This is a genomic window from Paenibacillus sp. WG02, from assembly GCF_055396115.1.
Genome location: NZ_AP036016.1, coordinates 1,550,219 through 1,567,594 on the forward strand (window position 1 = coordinate 1,550,219; position 17,376 = coordinate 1,567,594).

10 protein-coding genes and 1 pseudogene are annotated in these 17,376 nt (G+C 46.4%); 8 read left to right on the forward strand and 3 right to left on the reverse strand.

The window, feature by feature from the left end; genetic code table 11:
* Positions 1-33 precede the first annotated feature (33 nt).
* The 7 genes and pseudogenes from ACBP55_RS07360 (at position 34) to ACBP55_RS07390 (ending at position 11,408) form a co-directional block, all read left to right on the forward strand.
* Positions 34-885, forward strand: a complete 852-nt coding sequence (locus ACBP55_RS07360) for a sugar phosphate isomerase/epimerase family protein (protein WP_464650711.1) — start codon at positions 34-36, stop codon at positions 883-885.
* A 228-nt stretch (positions 886-1,113) separates the two neighbouring features.
* Entirely contained in the window at positions 1,114-3,489 is a 2,376-nt protein-coding gene (locus tag ACBP55_RS07365; RefSeq protein WP_464653257.1) for a helix-turn-helix domain-containing protein, read from the forward strand.
* Positions 3,490-3,729: 240 nt separating this feature from the next.
* Positions 3,730-5,349, forward strand: a complete 1,620-nt coding sequence (locus ACBP55_RS07370; RefSeq protein WP_464650712.1) for a type 2 periplasmic-binding domain-containing protein — start codon at positions 3,730-3,732, stop codon at positions 5,347-5,349.
* A gap of 81 nt (positions 5,350-5,430) precedes the next feature.
* Positions 5,431-6,396 (forward strand): ABC transporter permease, encoded by a 966-nt coding sequence (locus tag ACBP55_RS07375; RefSeq protein ID WP_464650713.1) that lies wholly within the window; start codon positions 5,431-5,433, stop codon positions 6,394-6,396.
* Positions 6,397-6,436: 40 nt separating this feature from the next.
* Complete coding sequence (locus ACBP55_RS07380; protein ID WP_464650714.1) at positions 6,437-7,312, forward strand: carbohydrate ABC transporter permease; 876 nt, start codon at positions 6,437-6,439, stop codon at positions 7,310-7,312.
* Between the two features lie 14 nt (positions 7,313-7,326).
* Positions 7,327-8,001, forward strand: a pseudogene (locus ACBP55_RS07385) (Gfo/Idh/MocA family protein); the annotation flags it as partial.
* Positions 7,998-11,408 carry a type 1 glutamine amidotransferase family protein gene (locus tag ACBP55_RS07390; protein WP_464650715.1) on the forward strand — a complete coding sequence of 1,137 codons (3,411 nt, stop codon included), beginning with the start codon at positions 7,998-8,000 and terminating at the stop codon, positions 11,406-11,408. The pseudogene ACBP55_RS07385 and the gene ACBP55_RS07390, both read left to right, overlap by 4 nt.
* A 405-nt stretch (positions 11,409-11,813) precedes the next feature.
* On the opposite strand, the gene ACBP55_RS07395 is transcribed toward ACBP55_RS07390, so the two are convergent.
* The 3 genes from ACBP55_RS07395 to ACBP55_RS07405 all read right to left on the reverse strand — a co-directional run bounded on the left by ACBP55_RS07395 (position 11,814) and on the right by ACBP55_RS07405 (position 16,395).
* Positions 11,814-13,943: a hypothetical protein gene (locus ACBP55_RS07395; protein WP_464650716.1), complete on the reverse strand. Its 2,130-nt coding sequence runs from the start codon at positions 13,941-13,943 to the stop codon at positions 11,814-11,816.
* A gap of 78 nt (positions 13,944-14,021) precedes the next feature.
* A complete protein-coding gene (locus ACBP55_RS07400; protein ID WP_464650717.1) occupies positions 14,022-15,704 on the reverse strand; it encodes a HAMP domain-containing sensor histidine kinase in 1,683 nt (560 codons plus the stop codon).
* A gap of 10 nt (positions 15,705-15,714) precedes the next feature.
* The gene (locus ACBP55_RS07405; protein ID WP_464650718.1) at positions 15,715-16,395 is read right to left on the reverse strand and encodes a response regulator transcription factor; all 681 of its coding nucleotides are present in this window, start codon (positions 16,393-16,395) and stop codon (positions 15,715-15,717) included.
* Positions 16,396-16,506: 111 nt separating this feature from the next.
* On the opposite strand from ACBP55_RS07405, the gene ACBP55_RS07410 reads away from it, so the two are divergent.
* The gene (locus tag ACBP55_RS07410; RefSeq protein WP_464650719.1) at positions 16,507-17,373 is read left to right on the forward strand and encodes a carbohydrate ABC transporter permease; all 867 of its coding nucleotides are present in this window, start codon (positions 16,507-16,509) and stop codon (positions 17,371-17,373) included.
* The last annotated feature ends 3 nt before the right edge of the window (positions 17,374-17,376 follow it).

Consider the following 17,376-nt stretch of genomic DNA (forward strand, 5'->3'; position numbering starts at 1 on the left):
ACCATGAGAATCTTAACATGAAGGATGATCCCGATGAAACTATCCGTGTTTACCGTAGCTACACCTGATTTGACACCTGAAGAGCTGGCTAATGCAGCCGCAGCCGCAGGCATCGATGGTATTGAATGGCGGTATAAAGAAGTTCCCGCACACTTTGCGAATGAGCAGTTGTCTTTTTGGAGCCATAATATCTGTTCCATTGACCCTTCGGCGTCCGACCAAGAGATCGAGCGATTCAGACTGGCGGCTGTCGAGCATCAGTTGGTGAATTTATGTGTGACTCCTTATTTGACCTGTGGCGATGTCACGGGTACGGAGCGGGTCATGCAGGTCGCCAAGAAAGTGGGCGCGAGATTCATTCGTGTAGCACTTCCTGGGTATGATGGGTCCAGAAACTACCATGATCTGTTTGCAGAAGAGGTGGATTACCTGCACCACGTTCAGGAGCTTTCACAGCAATACGGCGTTAAAGGTTTGGTGGAAATCCACCACAGAACTATCGCGCCGAGTGCGGGCTTAGTGTATAAATTGGTGTCCGGTTTCAACCCGGATTACATTGGCGTTTTGCATGATGCCGGAAATATGGTGCACGAGGGCTTTGAGAATTACCGGATGGGCCTCGAGCTGCTGGGGCCTTACCTTGCACACGTTCACGTCAAGAACGCGAAATGGGTACCGACGGGAGAACGCGAGGAGGGTGTATCGCTTTGGAAAAGCGATTGGGCGGCCCTAGATAAAGGTATCGTCAATTGGAAGAAGCTGCTTGGTGATTTGAAAGCGGTTGGCTACGACGGTTATCTTGGTGTTGAAGACTTCAGCGGGCAATACGGATCAATTGATATGCTGAACAATTTTTCAGCGAAGTTCAAGATTTGGCTGGCGTAAGCCATACCATATAGGTAAGCAAAGAACGGTAATAGAATTTGGAGGATGCAGCCCAAGCTCAGGCGCGGGAGCATTCTCTTTTTTTTTTGATTTTCCTCATCTCAATCTCCAAAACCATTATTTTCAAAAATTGTGCCTTGCATGCGACAGGTGTTGTCGGTTAGAGTATATACCTAAGAAACGCTTGCAAAAAGTAAATTTGAGAAATGGGCGTGATCAATTTTGAAAATGCCACTGATACTACGTCTTATCGACAGTCGAAAAAGCGCACTTTCGACGATGATCGCCACCAATTTGTTCATACTTCTGATACCGCTTGCAATGGGGCTATTTTTATATTCCAAAGTGGAGCAAAGTCTGGAGAAGAGCACGAATCGTTCCAATGCGGCGATGCTCGAGCAGTTGAAGATGTCGCTGGACAATAAATTGTCGGAAGTGGATAATTTAATGCACCAGATCGCGCTCGACCCCAAGCTGGATTATCTGCTCAAAATCCCTGCCCATGCAGACGTTGTTGAAAAATACGGGTTTATTGAGTTCAAGGATAAGATAAGCAGGTATCGCAGTATGACGAGCAGTTTTATCTTTGATTATTACGTTTATTTCGCAAGCAGCGATAAGATTGTTAAAGCTGATTTGTTGACGGACTCGCGGACGTTTTATTCCACCTATTATGCCATGAAGAACATGTCATATGAGCAATGGCGTCTGCTATTGAAACAAGAACATAAGATGTCCTACTTACCTGTTGCTTCACTTTCCACAAGTGTCGATCCGTATGCAAACATCGAATATATGCCAAAAGAAGTGATTACCTATATACAATCGCTGCCCGCCCTCTCGCAATCTGACAATTTAGGCAGTTTTATCGTGTTGATTGACGTCGACCAGATTAAACAAATGTTCGCCAACCTTGAATCAGCAAGCCATAGCGTCATTTACATCATTGATGATACAGGGAAAACGATCATGGGTACCAGTGAAACACCGTTTCCGTCCGATTTACTGAGGCGCATGAAAGAAAGCACTGCTCCGTTCGAATATCGGTTTGCTGGAACTGATCAAATGGTATCGTTTACGTCCTCGCAAAAAGCTGGCTGGAAATATGTTTCCATAACGCCAAACGACGTCTTTATGCTGCAGGTCAATCAAATTCAAAAATGGTCGATCGGGTTGTTCATCCTCTGTTTGATTGCCGGGCTGTTAGCTGTAATTGTCGGGGCCTACCGGAATTATAAGCCTCTCCAAAAAACAGTGAATGCGATTATGCGCGGAAAAGACATGATCAAGCGTCCATTCTCTAACGAATATGAGTTTATCCGGCAAACGATCGAAGGCTCAATCCACGAAGAGAAAAACTTACGAAGCACTTTGGCGCAGCAAATCCCTTTCATCAGGGCCAACTACTTATCTCGTCTTTTACAGGGCTATATGGACGTTGACGTTTCTGCGGAAAGCGAAGATACGCTTAGGTATATGGAGCTATCGTTTGTAAGCGACCGTTTTGCCATCCTCCTTGTCAAGATCGAGGACATTCATGGCTTTACCAACGAAGAATCCGAACAGGAATGGGCGTGTGTAAGGTTTATTGTGTCGAATATCGGCATTGATCTGATTGAGCTTAATCATAAGGGATTCTCAGTCGAGCTTGACCGTGATCGACTCGTATTTCTTGTCAACCTGGAGGCGGGTCGAGATGAATTCGCCGAATCTGATATTCGGGAAATGGCCCAGTCACTCTACAGCGTCATCTCGCAAAGGTTCAAAATCGACATGACAGTGGCGACCGGTGGGATTCACCAGGGTCCCAAAGCGATTCGCAATTCTTACCCGGAAGCGCTGGCGGCTCTTGAATATCGACTCATTGTGGGGAAAAATGCCATTATCCATTTCCAAGATATTATCGATGCCAAGCAGCACTACTATTATCCGCTTGAAATCGAGATACAGCTCACCAATTTCGTTCGGAGCGGAGACACCGACAATGTTGAGAAACTGCTCGATAAGATTTATTCGATGAATTTCGATTCAAGCCACATGACGCCGGAGCTGGGAAAATGCCTGTTCTTTAACGTAACGAGCACGTTTTTGAAAATCCTTAACTCCACGAATACGAACCAAGAAGAAGTGCTTGGAGCGGACTTCGATCCGATCAAAGCGGTTTTCAGCTATCCGACGGCGCAAGGCATGCACCAGAAAACGAAGGAGCTGTATGAAACGCTCACCCGCTCGTTCAATGTAGAACGATCCGATCACAATACGCAACTGCTGCAGGAGATTATTAGCCTGATTGACCATAGTCTCGATGATCCGAACCTCGGTCTGGCGCATATCGCGGATCGCTTCGGGATGACTCCGCAATATATTTCTACTTTTTTCAAAAAAAATCAGGGGCAAAATCTGTTAGATTATGTGACGCATAAGCGGATCGAAATCGCCAAACAACTGCTGGGAAGCAAGGATCTGACCATTGCGCAAATCGCGGAAAAGCTCGGGTATAATAATTATGTCGTATTCATCCGCGCCTTCAAAAAGCTGGAGGGCATTACGCCTGGCAAATACCGTGAAAGAATGATACCAGCCAAAACCGGTTCAGACATATAAAAGGGCAGCCTCTTCGCGGGCTGCCCATATTTCATTATACACGTGTATAATGACGATTTTTAATGTCTAGTGATTTCTTTACTTCTATCCCGCATTTCTTACGAAAATACACAGGAAATGAAATAAAGAGCCTATTCATTTTCGGCTTCGTGAGGCTACACTAGGAACCAGAAGCTAGGAAAACAATAGCTTGGTTTTAACCAGCAGTAAACTGTTGACAATAAAAGGGAGGCAAGAACAATGAAGAAAAAATTGAAACAAGTAGGCTCTGTCATACTGATTTCTGCACTTACGATTTCGGTTGTGGCTTGCAGCAATCAAAACGGTGGGGAGAAGTCAACAGCGTCACCGCAGTCAAGCAAAGAATCGCAGCCGCCGAAACTGACGAATCTGACCTACTGGGTAGCAAATCACCCGGCAGCCTCTGCGCAAATGAAAACATACGCTGAAATGGGAATGTACAAAGAACTTGAAAAAATATCCGGTGTGAAGGTCGAATTCCAGCATCCTCCACTCGATGCCCAGCAGGCCAAAGAACAGTTTAACCTGATGCTTACTTCCAACCAACTGCCGGACGTTATAGAAACGAGCTGGAGTGGCTATCCAGGCGGACCCGAAAAAGCAATTAAAGACTCCAAAGTTATTAAGTTGAACGATCTGGTCGATAAATATGCGCCAAATCTGAAAAAACTGTTGAACGAACACCCAGACTGGAAAAAGCAAGTCACGACAGACGAAGGCAGTCTATACATGTTTCCGTTTATTCGCGGTGACGACAAGGTGAGAGTGTTCCTCGGACCGACGATCCGACAAGATTGGCTGGACAAACTCGGACTGAAGATGCCGACGACGATCGACGAATGGTATACCGTATTGAAAGCGTTTAAAGAAAAAGATCCGAACGGCAACGGCCAAGCCGACGAGATCCCGTTTTACATCGATAAAGATTTGCTTAATTCAGACGCTCCGTTCCTTGGCGCATGGGGAATCAATTACAGCTATTATCAGGACGGTGGCAAAGTCAAATACGGCCCCATTCAGCCGGAATTTAAGGAATTCCTGACTACGATGAACAAATGGTATAAGGAAGGCCTACTTGACAAGGATTTCGCAGCTCCGAACGGTAAATTGTTCGATAACAAAATGTCGACTAACCTGTTGGGTGCATCCGTACAATACACCGGCGGCGGCATAGGCAAGTTCAGCGACCTAATGAAGGACAAAGACCCGAACTTCAAACTCGTCGCTGCTCCATATCCGGTATTGAAAGCTGGGGACAAACCGATTTGGGGGCAAAGAGATTTTGCTGCTAACGGCACAGGAGCCGCTATCACGACAAGCAACAAAAACCCCATCGAAACAGTCAAATGGCTCGATTACGCATACGGTGAAAAAGGCAATCTTTTATTCAACTACGGCATAGAAGGTACCAGCTACAAGTTAGAAAATGGTAAAGCTGTATTCTTGCCAGAAGTCTTAAACCCTCCAGCAGGGGTTAGCCTCCAGCAATCGACAGCGAAGTACACCCGGGCAACCTGGAGTGCACCGTACGTACTCAGTGACAATTTCCAATTGCAATATCTCGCGCTTCCTCAGCAGAAAAGTGCTTTGGAAATTTGGTCCAAACCAACAGCTGAGCGCAAAATGCCGCTCGTTTCGCCAACGCAGGAAGAGAGCGGCAAATTTGCTTCGATCATGACAGATATTCAGACGTATCAAGACGAAATGCTTCTCAAGTTCATTATGGGCGTGGAGCCAATTGATAACTTTGACAAATACGTCAAGAAGATGCAGAGCATGGGTATCGAGGATGGAATCAAAATTCAACAAGCGGCTCTTGAACGCTTCAACAAGCGTTAATCGAGAGATTGGACTGGGAGATGATATAGATTCATCTCCCATATCTCATCTCGTATCTAGAAAGAAAGGTAAGGAGAGACGATGGCGCAAAACACAGTTCAGCCCAGCAGAACCCCAATCAAGATTTATCGAAATCCGACCGTCAGGCAAACCATTCGTGCCGATTTGAAGCGACATTGGGCCATTTATTTGATGGCTATGCCAGTTATCGTCTACTACCTCATCTTCCATTACGGACCGATGTACGGTTTACAAATTGCCTTTAAAGAGTTTTCTCCGGCGAAAGGAATTTGGGGGAGCCCGTGGATTGGTTTCAAGCATTTCGATAGCTTTTTTAACGGTATCTACTTTTGGAGATTGATAAAAAACACCATGTTGATCAATATTTACGATTTGTTGTTTGCTTTCCCAGCAGCTATCATATTGGCGCTGCTGCTAAATGAGATCCGCAGCAGCATATTCAAACGGGTTGTACAGTCCATCTCCTATTTGCCGCACTTCGTTTCGATCGTTATCGTAGCAGGAATGATGATGGACTTTTTAAGTCGTACAGGTCTCATAAACCAGCTCATCGGAACCTTTGGCATCGCACCGATCGACTTTCTAAAAGAATCGGGCTGGTTCCGCTTCCTTTTCGTTTCGTCTGGTATATGGCAAGGCATCGGCTGGAGCTCAATCGTTTATTTGGCGGCGATTGCCACGATCGATCCGACACTGTACGAGGCTGGTCGGATGGACGGTGCTAATCGCTGGAAGCAAACACTGCATATTACAATTCCCGGTATTATGCCGACAATCGTTATCTTGTTTATTTTACAAATGGGTAACATGCTGTCGGTTGGTAGCGAAAAGGTGCTTCTCCTGTACAATCCGCTCACGTATGAGACGGCGGATGTCATATCAACTTACGTATACCGCAAAGGGGTATTGGAGGCAAGCTACAGCTTCACAGCCGCTGTCGGATTGTTCAACTCCGTGATCAGCTTTATTCTGATCGTGGCTGCCAACAGCTTCGTCAAGCGGATCAGCGAGAACAAGCTGTGGTAGCTTCCAATAATCTAGAAAGTCTCAGAAAGGAGGTTGGCAGATGAAACCAACCATAGGGGAACGAACATTTGGCTACTTCAATACGTTGTTAATGCTGGGTCTCTGCGCAGTTACGCTGTACCCGTTCTTGTACGTGCTGCTCGCCTCGCTCAGCGATGCGACTTCACTCTTACAGCATCGCGGGCTGATGCTCAGACCGGCGGGTTTTAATCTTGGTGCATACAAAGCTGTATTCGAGAACCCGATGATCATCAAAGGGTACCAGAATACGCTCATATACGTGCTGCTTGGTACAGCAATCAACCTGTTAATGACGTCGATCGGCGCCTACGTGTTGTCCAGACCGAATTTATATTTCAAAAATATCATCATGTTTTTTATCGTTGTAACGATGGTATTTCATGGCGGCTTAATTCCGAGTTACCTGCTCGTGAACGAGCTCGGTATGATGAATACGATGTGGGCGCTTCTCATTCCCGGAGCGATCAATACATTCAACATGATCATCATGCGCACCTCGTTCCAAGGTATTCCCGTTAGTTTGGAGGAATCTGCAAGGATGGATGGCGCAAACGACTGGACGATTTTATTCCGCATCATCATCCCGCTGTCGATGCCGGTGATTGCCGTTATGATTTTATGGTATGCAGTAGGGCATTGGAATTCCTACTTTAGCGCGATGGTCTATTTACGGAACCGCGAAGCGTATCCGCTCCAGCTCGTACTACGCGAAATTTTGATCGCCAACAATACAGATTCCATGATGACAGGATCAGCAGGCGACGATAAATATGCAATTGGTGAAACCATCAAATATGCGGCGATTATCGTCTCGACGTTACCTATCCTCTGCCTATATCCGTTTTTGCAAAAGTATTTCGTCCAAGGCGTCATGATCGGAGCGATCAAGGAGTAAAGGAAGGGGATCCTATGGATCAATCTTGCCTGCGCGTCAGCTCCTACGGCTCTCTGAAGCATTTCCATTCCGGCAACGCGCCAGAGGGCTCTTCGGATACTTGCATCAGCTGTGCAGTGGAAGCTACGTGCCCATATTCGGCGCCACGCTTTTACTTTGGCGAAGGGAAAGCTTGGGCGCGGCATTTTACCGAAGAGCTTACGCATGAAAACATTGTGAAGGGCTTGAAGGAAACGGATTACGGTCGATGTGTCTACAATAGTGATAACAATGTAGTGGACCATCAAGTCGTCAACATGGAATTCGAGGGCGGCGCCACGGCAACATTCAGTATGTGCGGATTCACTCGACACCAGGAACGGCGCATTCAGATTATGGGTACAAAGGGTGAGATTCGCGGCGAGGAAGACAACATTACGGTTATGGATTTTCTTACTCACGAAAACATCGAGATTCAAATCCCAAAACAGACGTCAGGACATGGGGGCGGAGATAGCAGCATTGTCCGTAGCTTCCTGAAGGAAGTACGCGACTACAATGGCAGTGAAAGCCTTACATCCGCAGCCGCTTCGGTGCGCAGTCATCTGATGGCGTTTGTAGCGGAAAAATCCCGTTTAAATAATGGCGAATCTATTAATTTAGATGCTTTCTATAAAAAGCTAGATAGTGATTGGAGAGATAACCAATGAATCCATCGATAGAAAAGAATGAAAGATCACTTGAAGCAGTAGGCCATAGTGATTTCGGCTTTGAGCGGTTGTATCACTTGCCGGAGGGGTGCTTCACTGGGGATGGTATCACGCATGAGGGCTATCGATACTTGAGGGCTGGCGAAAGCGTTTCTTTGCGCTTTTCGGGAAACGATATCGGATGGCTCCCGAGCGATGGCCGGAGCTACAGATTAAGGCTCACCGGGGAAGTTGATCTGCCCCCAATTTGGATGACGGAACAGCACTTTCCTCCGCTTTACCGTTTGATCGACGATAGTTTGTGCGAACCTGTCACCCACCATAGCCGATTCAGTCTGGACTTGAGAAGTACAGGTGAGGATTACCCACGGGAAGCTTACACCAAAGTAGTCTGGAACGAGGTCGAAGGTGAATTCCCAGAACTAAAGAATGCTGGTGTTAAATCGTTAGGGATGTCGGTTTGGTGCAAAAAAGAACAAGTGGAGCTGTTGCCGGATGGATCACTCGAGATGGTAGCGGAAGTGTTTTATCTAAAAGAAGGGAAGCATCTACGGGATATATCCGAAACACCGGATGCAATTTATCGGATCGACATTGGTGCAGGCACGTGCGGATGGGAGCAAAAAAGCATCGTCATCCCGATCGAAGGCAAGCTCGCCTGCTTGCTGGTACACGTTACCGGGAGCCACTATTCTGGAAATGTCTGGTTGGAAGATCCATGCCTGCAAGCGGAGGGATCCCTCAATCTACTTCCCCCGTTTGCGCCTTCCGTACCGTTTTCCACTTCTTTTTCCTGGGTGGGACGGAACTTGTCCAAAAAAGAGTGGGCGTCGTTCCGCGTGAATATCAATGGACAGACTGTATGTGAGGGAGAACGATTTCAACGGGATTACCGCTGGCCGGTGTCCGAGTTCGATATTCCTCATGGTGTCCTTCATTCGGGGGATCATAACATGACGATCACACTTGAATCCGACTATAGGGAACCGCTTCCCTACAAGCTGAGATCGGTCGAATTCGTCAGTCGCCCCGGTGATTTCGGTATTGTGTCATGTCCGGACATCGTAACCGCCGGCGAAGCTTTTAGCGTATGGGTTCAAGCGGGACAGCCGGGTATCAAGGTTCAAGTTTCGGTTAGTGGTGGAACGCACATCCAGCCAGAACAAAGCGAGTTTATAACGGAAAGCCAAGGACTTAACGAGATCCGCTTTTTCGCGAAGCGTACCGGAGGAAGAGCGACGATCGAACTGTGTACCGAATACGGTACGTGGAGTGATACAGTAGAACGTTCTGTCGAACGAGACGACGATCATGTGCTGACCGGTACATCCGACCCCGTTTACATTGAAACTGATGCCCGTGAAATGGCGTATTTCTTTGCTTGGTATATGAACCAGCAGATTGGTAACATGACCACTTTCCGTCCCGTCTACCGGTGGTCGGGTACGAGGTCACTCAGAAAGCTTGATTGGAAGAAGACGAAGGAACTTGTCCAAAAACTGGGGCTGCATTACGCGTTGATCGTCGAAAGCAGAGAGTTGTCTGGATGCGGTGTTAATCCGGACAGGAAGACGCTGGACGGTCCTAACTTTCTGGGAAGTCAAGCACATGAACGAGATGGGTTTTCCAGTTACTGGGGGGCGCGTTCTGGCGCCGAACGGGAGCTGTATTGCGACTTGCTGAACAGAATGTCGCGCTTGGAAGGGAATGTCGTATTCCAAACGCCTGTGCGAACATCGCATGGCATTTACTATAATTTGGATCCACGGACGGCGACGGACATGGAACAGGCTGCTCAACAGTTCGTCAAGAACGTCGGGCTCGTTCCGCACTACGCGTCGAGGCACACAGGACCTTCCGTCTTGTTCAAATATTTATACCAGGCCGGAATTTCTTGGCAAGGAGCGGAATTGATGTACGGTCCGCATGAAGTCATTATTTCAGCGCTTCGAGGGGCATCTCGTGCATACGGTCGTGACAGTTTCGGCGCGCATCTGGCGGTACAATGGTCAACAACGCCACACGAAAGTGAACAACGTTATCGGCGGTATCGGCTTGCTTTATATTTGTGTTACATTCACGGAGTCGATCAGATCAATACGGAAGAAGGCCTATGGAGACTGGAAGAGCGTTTTGCCGATCTGGAGAGGTTCAGCGTGGCTTGTCGCCGTCATACGGACGTACAGCGGAATTTCTACAGGTTTGTTCGCACACATACCCGGAGGGGCAGGCTGCACGGGCCGATGGCGTTTTTACATGGACAGAATGACGGGTGGACGTGTTTTGGCCGCAGGAATGTATGGGCCCAGCAGGGGGATGAATGGGCGTTTTCCGCTCCGGAAGAAAGCTGGGATCTATTAAATGTCTTTTATCCACGGTCGGTTCTTTCACCCATTTACAGACATCCGTGCCCCTCTGAACCGGTCGGCTACTATACCGGTACTCCGTATGGCATCGCGGACATCGTTCCCGTTGAGGCGGATAATCAGATACTTGGAAGCTACAAGTACATGGCCTTTCTTGGCTGGAATACGGCGGATGCGGCGCAAATCCAAAAATGGATCAGGTACGTGCGGGAAGGCGGAACGCTACTCATCGGGCTGCCGCATCTGTACGCGTCCAAAAGTCGTTCGGATGCTTTTGGAGAAGCGCCAGCTCTGGTTAATTCCCCAGACATTCAGCAATTGATTGGCGCCGAGATTGCAGGATATCAAAGCACGAAGCTGGATACAGGCGAAACGCTCGAAATCGGTAGATTAGAGACATTGACTGCCGCTGTCCTAGCGGCAAGCGCCAACGGAGACCCGTTGATTCTGGAGCATCAGTTGGGAAAAGGAAAAGTTCTGTATGTGAATGCGAAAGCGTATCCTTCAGATCAGCGGGTTCGGGGATGGTATGAGCAGTTGTTGCATGGCTTTGGGGCGTCCGTTATAGAAAGGGAACGTGAGCGAGGCTGGATAGCTGGTAGCCCGGACATCGGGTTTACGGTTTATGATAGGGAAGACGGCTTGCGTGTGATTTACACGCTTAATATCAATTGGTGGGAAGAAAGCTCTGCTCCTGTTGGAACAGCCTTGCTATGGGGAGATCAGGAGATTGAAGTGTCCGTCAACCGGGATGACATGCATATGATCACCTTGTCAACAAATGTGGGAATAATGACAGCTGACAATGAAACGGACGTCATTGATTTGCGTGAGGACGAACAGGGAGCTAAGTTGACGGTTCAAGGCAGCGGAGACACAGAACTTACTGTGTTCGTCAGATCGAATAATTCAAATAGCCTTCTGTTTGCAGAGACCGAATCGGGAGAATCGCTGCCGATTCGATGCGAATGCTTCCCGCATACGTGGAAATTGAACGTCCATCTGACAGGCTCTGAGATTATCAGACTGAATTTGGTGTAAGAGTGGTTTCGAACGATAGCAAGTTGTTTCATTATTTTCTGAAAGCGAGTGATGAAAATGAAAATAGCAGCTCCTGAAGCGCCCGCGCATCCTCATCCTTGATGAGGCGACGTCGCACTAAGACTCGGAATCCGAGTCCTATGTGCAGGCGGCGCTCGAGGAGCTGCTTGCGCTGGAAGGGCTGTACGCGCGGCTGTACAGCACGCAGTTCGCGAAAGCCGCTGCGGAGTAGGCGGCCGCGCTGAAATGAAGAAATTCATCATTTCAGCACCAGAATGCTCTAATTTGTTTGCTGTAGTGATGATTTATAGCGTTAAAGTAGCCAGTAGGTGGAATTTAAGTAGCTTGGTTAACTAAATGTAGAGTTGAAATAACCTAGCGGGAAATCTTCCGCTAGGTTATTTGTTAGTCCGAAATAGTAAACCAATCGATGCTTTGTTTGCTCAGTAGTTTACGCTGTCCTTGGAACTCGTCATATAAGCTCAGGTTGTACTTTTTGAGGAAAGCCGATTTATATATGAGATCTTCATCATTCACTGTAATGGTGAATTTCTCCTTCTTCCCAAGCTTCAATTGATTATAGCTGTCTTGCTCCGCTCCTTTGTCTCCATTCGATTCAAAATCTTTCAAATCATACGACCGCTCGAAAGATTTTAGTCCGCCGCCATCCTCGAATATAACAACGAGCTTATGTCCTTCGGCGTTTGATTTTATCGACCTATTTTTTGTGATCTCATAGTCAAATTTCAAGAAAAACTTGCCTGTATCGATGGTAGTATTAATCTTATTCATGGAGATGGTATATGGGAATAGTTCGATTCCGCTTAGTTTGTTCTTCACTTCGGTATTTACGTCGGGTAGTCCGAAGGCAACGGGCGATACATAAGCGTCGGGCTTACCCTCGCTCTGCTTACCATCCTTGTCTTTCTTGCTAAACGAGACCGCATCTCCCAGTAGAATTTGCATATTTTCCATCGGATAACCATTGGGCAGCATGGCCCAAACTTGGAACAGGGCTTTCCCGCTCGGCCCAACTTTATCCTTGATCTCGGACACTTGCGCTGGGAACGTTGTACCATCTTTTGCACGGAAATGAGCTGCCAAAGGGTTGATCGCACTATAACGCTTTTCTAGATTGTCTACTTCGAGATCCGCAGCATATAGATCGCCGGATGGACCGGTATATTTGTTTAGCTTAGTGATCTTGTATTCGGATTTGTGTCCGACATCTTCACGCTTGTACGATGAGCCGGATCTGAAGAAAGGAATCGACAGAACGTCGTTCTTGGCGCTTAGCTTCAGGATATCTACTGGTTCTGCGTCACTCTCGCTACCTTTCTCCTGCAGTACTAATTTGATATTCGAATAGGACTGGTTGTAAGGAATCTTGCCAATAAATTGAAGATCAACGCTGCTTCCGGCAGCAAACCCGATTCTGTCATCCGTCTTTACGAACTGAGCCTCCACCTTAATCGAATCATCGAGCAGGAAATAAGCTGTTAAATTTGGGGTGGGTAGTGGAACATCGCCCTTATTGGAGAGTTTGACGGTAGCGTTCAAAATATCTTGATCATCCCATGGAAGACGGTAAACACCGCTAAACTTGGCGGTATACGTACCTGCATTATTTGTAAAAGCATATTCTTGTCCGGCTTCCCCAGAAGTGGATTTGGTGACTTCGGGGAGCAGGAGATTCCCGACAGGAACGTCTAGTTTCAAGTCAGGTATGTTTTGGGAGATAAGCAGTTCCCAATCACCCGTACTTACGGAAGAAGGGATTGAGCCCTTAAGCTTAAGTAGCTTTGTTTCTTTAGGCGTTATTTTGAAGTTTTTGGCATCCTGAGTTTCCAGGGGGTACACAAATCCTTCCGAAGTTCGGATGAAAAAGGAGTACTCGGGTAAAGAAATGGTAGAATCGCTTTTATTCTCTAATTCTAAGTAGAGCATAGGCAAATAATATTTCTCGTTTTGGTCTCTAGAAAATTTGGTTATTTTTGCTTCGATCCCCTTTCCTGCGGTATTAAGAAGGGCTCCTTTACCAGCAGGAGTAGCACCTGAATAGGAATCTGGAACCGAAATTTTCCCCAAGCTGCGTTCGAAATTCGGCATACTAAAATCGAATTTGAAAAATTGGACGACCAGATCCTGCATTTTCGTTGTTCTGTCTACTTTGGCATAGTAGCTCAAAGTTTGGGACGAATGAGCGGCCACTCTGCTTTTCCCTTTATTCTGTGGCATAGGGAGAGCCTTAAATGGACTTCCGGACTTACTTTGGAGCTTGACCCAGTAATCCATGTACGAAAGATCGTCATTTCCTTTGTTGTGGATGATTACGGTAAACGAAACAGTCTGCTCGTCTTGGCCGGTGAGCATGCTGACATCGTTAAGCTCGATTGAGATTGAATTGTTTACGGATATGGAACCTATGTATGGTTTCCCCTCTGAGGAAGCGTATGCTGCCTGTGAGATTGTTCCGAAGCTTAGTGTCATAGCAAGTGCAACTCCGGTTAATCGTGATGCAAATGGTTTTCTCATCAATTTTCACCTCATTTATTCGTATCGAACAACCTCCTTTACATTTTAATTGCTCAATGTGGCAGCTACGTGACAACGTTATTCCCCTTCAATGTCTTTAGCCGCAAGGGGAAGGGTGAAATAGAACGTTACACCGCGATCCTCGTTCCGTACACCATATTGACTTTCATGCCTCTGCAATATCGCTTTTACGATAGAGAGGCCAATCCCGGTGCCGCCAAACTCACGGTTGCCCGAGGAATCAGCGCGATAAAAGGTATCCCAAATGTAAGGTAAGTCTTCAACTGGAATCGGTGAACCCTCATTTGTGATTTCGACAAGGATCGAAGCTGGTTCGGTCAATCTGTTAGACACTTCGATTTCTAAACGGCCCTGCAATGGCATATGTCGAATTGCATTTCCGATGAAATTCATTATCACTTGCTCAAGACGCTGACTGTCCGAGCGCACCCAACATTCATCGGGATCAAGCTCCTTGAGTTGAGTCTGAATGGACTTTTCATGAAGAAGCGGGGCCATCTTGTTTAACACGGAACGGATCGTTTGCTGAAGCGGAACTTTGGACCAATGAAGCGCAAAACGTCCGCTTTCGAGCTGAGACAAGTCGAGTAAATCATTGACAAGTCGCGCCATACGCTCCGATTCTTCCATGATCACCCCGGTATATTTTTCCCGTTTCAATCCATGTCCTACATTGTCCTGCAGCGCCTCAGCATAGCCTTGAATGAGACTGACGGGCGTTTTTAATTCATGGGACACGCTGGCTATAAATCGTTTGCGCATTTGTTCAAGCTGCTTTTCCTTTTCGATATCGGCAAGCAGTTTCGTGTTCGCTTCCTGAAGCTCATCCATCGTCTGCTTAAGGTTATGAGCAAGGTTGTTCATCGTTTTGGAAAGTTGTCCAATTTCGTCCTTTCGATCTAATCGAACAGCTGCGGAAAAATCCAATTGCGCTAGGCGATCCGCCACTTTATTTAACTGGACGAGTGGTTTGGTTATGGTACGTGAAAAGAAATTAGCAAATAGTAAAACAAGCAAGAACGCAAGCGCATAAAAATACATATAAAATTGACCCATTACGTGTACGGCATCGCCGACAGGTTGAAGTGTCGCAACCATAATGAAGTATCCTTCTGCGCCAGTTTGGTTGACGGTGGATGGAAGCTTCGCTGCGGCAAACAGCATGCTTTCATTACGGTCATTGCCCGATATTTTATCTACGGATATTTTGCCAGCTTCGGCTAGCTTTTTTAAGGCATCTTTGTTTTGCATCCATTCGCCTATTGCAAAGGAAAGTCGCTCGGTGTTTAAGTTACTAGAGGGTAATACCGAAGTTGCAGGCAATGTTTCATCGGTATTGTTTACGCTTTGTGGGCTTTCGTTGTTGGAAGAGACGATTGAATGAATATTTATCTGATAATTATTTCCTCCCATTGAAGGCGATACAGTTGATGCAGGCGTAGATATGTAGTCTCCGAGCTGGACATCAATATTATTTTCTTGTTTGTACATGAATGCGGACATACCATAAAATTGATGTTCCAATTCAGCAACTTCCAAAGGTTTCGTTTTCAGCTGATAGCTGCCGCTCGCATACTTTATATAAACTTCCTCGAAACGTTGGGCTAGTTCTTGTTTTTTTTGACTGATGTAAAAGGGTTCGAAAAAGATCGTTTGCAGCACCATCCATAAGAAGATAATGGACATGAAGCCAATTAAAGTGGCCCAGAACACTTTGAAAGACAATCGTTCGCTTCTCATCGTCGCATCCTCATTTATCTTTAAATTTATACCCGTTTCCTCGCACGGTATGTATACAGCTTGCTTTGTCACCTAATTTTTTACGGAGTCGTTTGACGTGTGTATCTACGGTACGCAAGTCGCCATAGTAATCCATTCCCCAAACTCGATCGAGCAAGATGTCTCTGGTCAGTACGATATTGCGATGATTTGTGAAAAACAACAATAGATCATACTCCTTAGGTGACAGCTCTAACAATTCACCGTGAATGCGTACTTCATGGGCTTGTTCATCGATGACGAAATCGATTAATTCTGTATTTGCTTCAGCATCTTCTTGGAAATTCCAGCGAGTGAGGAGCGCTTTGATTTTTGCCGTTAAAACTTTGGGGCTGAATGGCTTCGTGATGTAATCGTCAGCACCCAATTCATATCCATACAGCTTATCCTCTTCTTCTGACTTTGCAGTTAGCATGACAATGATCGCATTCGACTCTTTACGAAGCCGTTTACAAACTTCAAATCCGTCTATACCAGGCATCATTATATCGAGCACAACAAGATTGGGTGGATAACGGCGGGCAAGCTCGATCGCCTCGTTGCCGTGGCTAGCCTCTATGACCTCCAGATCCTCTTCGATTAAATAGTCAGCAATCAATTCCCGCATTCGCTTTTCATCCTCAACGATCAATACTCGCGGTTTCTTTATCATTTCGAAGTCAACCTCCACTGTGTTTGTCCATTGTCACTTCGTTGACACATAAGCCGTATAAGATACTATTTGTCTGAGACGCAAGTCACAATCATTATGGAGGAAAGTGGTATGAAGATGCAACGATTGGCACGCAAAGAGCTATTAGTTGCCCTTTGCTTTCTTGCCCCCAGCGTAATTGGTTTTATGCTGTTTTATTTCATTCCGTTTGGTATAAGCATGCTTTATTCCTTTCAAGACGGAATTACAGGGTCTTTCACCCTCTCGAATTATACGTCATTGCTGAATAGCTCGTCTTTTCAGAAGGCTGCAGGCAATACATTTTGGTTCACAGCTGTCGGTGTACCGATTCTTGTGATCCTATCCTTGGTCATCGCGCTGCTTTTGAATCAGAATGTCTATTTTCGTAATTGGCTGAGAACGGCTTATGTCATGCCGCTTGTTTTGCCAGTTGCGTCGATCGTGCTCATCTGGCAAATCTTATTTGATTGGAACGGTGCATTGAATTGGCTTTTGAACGATCTTGGCTTAGAGCGCATTGATTGGTTGAAATCAGAATGGTCTGGTGGTGTTATGATTGTCATTTATGTATGGAAAAACATCGGGTATAACGTCGTTTTATTTCTGGCTGGCCTGCAGAACATTCCGGACTCTTACTATGAAATTGCGGACTTGGAAGGGGCGGGGCCTGTACGCAAGCTGCTTGGCATTACACTCGTCTATTTGACCCCTACAACATTTCTGGTTGTATTGATGTCCATCTTGAACTCTTTCAAAGTATTTCGAGAAACCTATCTGGTTGCCGGCACATACCCGCATGACCGGATCTATATGCTGCAGCATTATATGAACAATATGTTTTTATCGCTCGACATTCAGAAGTTGTCTGCTGCAGCGACGTTGATGGCGATTTGTATCCTTGTGTTTGTTGTTATGTTGTTTGGAACCGAACGGAAATTCCGTTCATTCATGGAGTAATAC

Excerpts from the sequence above, each read along its gene's own strand:
- ACBP55_RS07370 (WP_464650712.1), top strand. The coding sequence starts at position 3,730 with ATGAAGAAAAAATTGAAACAAGTAGGCTCTGTCATACTGATTTCTGCA.
- ACBP55_RS07375 (WP_464650713.1), top strand. The coding sequence starts at position 5,431 with ATGGCGCAAAACACAGTTCAGCCCAGCAGAACCCCAATCAAGATTTAT.
- ACBP55_RS07400 (WP_464650717.1), bottom strand. The coding sequence starts at position 15,704 with ATGAGAAGCGAACGATTGTCTTTCAAAGTGTTCTGGGCCACTTTAATT.
- ACBP55_RS07360 (WP_464650711.1), top strand. The coding sequence starts at position 34 with ATGAAACTATCCGTGTTTACCGTAGCTACACCTGATTTGACACCTGAA.
- ACBP55_RS07405 (WP_464650718.1), bottom strand. The coding sequence starts at position 16,395 with ATGATAAAGAAACCGCGAGTATTGATCGTTGAGGATGAAAAGCGAATG.
- ACBP55_RS07390 (WP_464650715.1), top strand. The coding sequence starts at position 7,998 with ATGAATCCATCGATAGAAAAGAATGAAAGATCACTTGAAGCAGTAGGC.
- ACBP55_RS07410 (WP_464650719.1), top strand. The coding sequence starts at position 16,507 with ATGAAGATGCAACGATTGGCACGCAAAGAGCTATTAGTTGCCCTTTGC.
- ACBP55_RS07395 (WP_464650716.1), bottom strand. The coding sequence starts at position 13,943 with ATGAGAAAACCATTTGCATCACGATTAACCGGAGTTGCACTTGCTATG.
- ACBP55_RS07380 (WP_464650714.1), top strand. The coding sequence starts at position 6,437 with ATGAAACCAACCATAGGGGAACGAACATTTGGCTACTTCAATACGTTG.
- ACBP55_RS07365 (WP_464653257.1), top strand. The coding sequence starts at position 1,114 with ATGCCACTGATACTACGTCTTATCGACAGTCGAAAAAGCGCACTTTCG.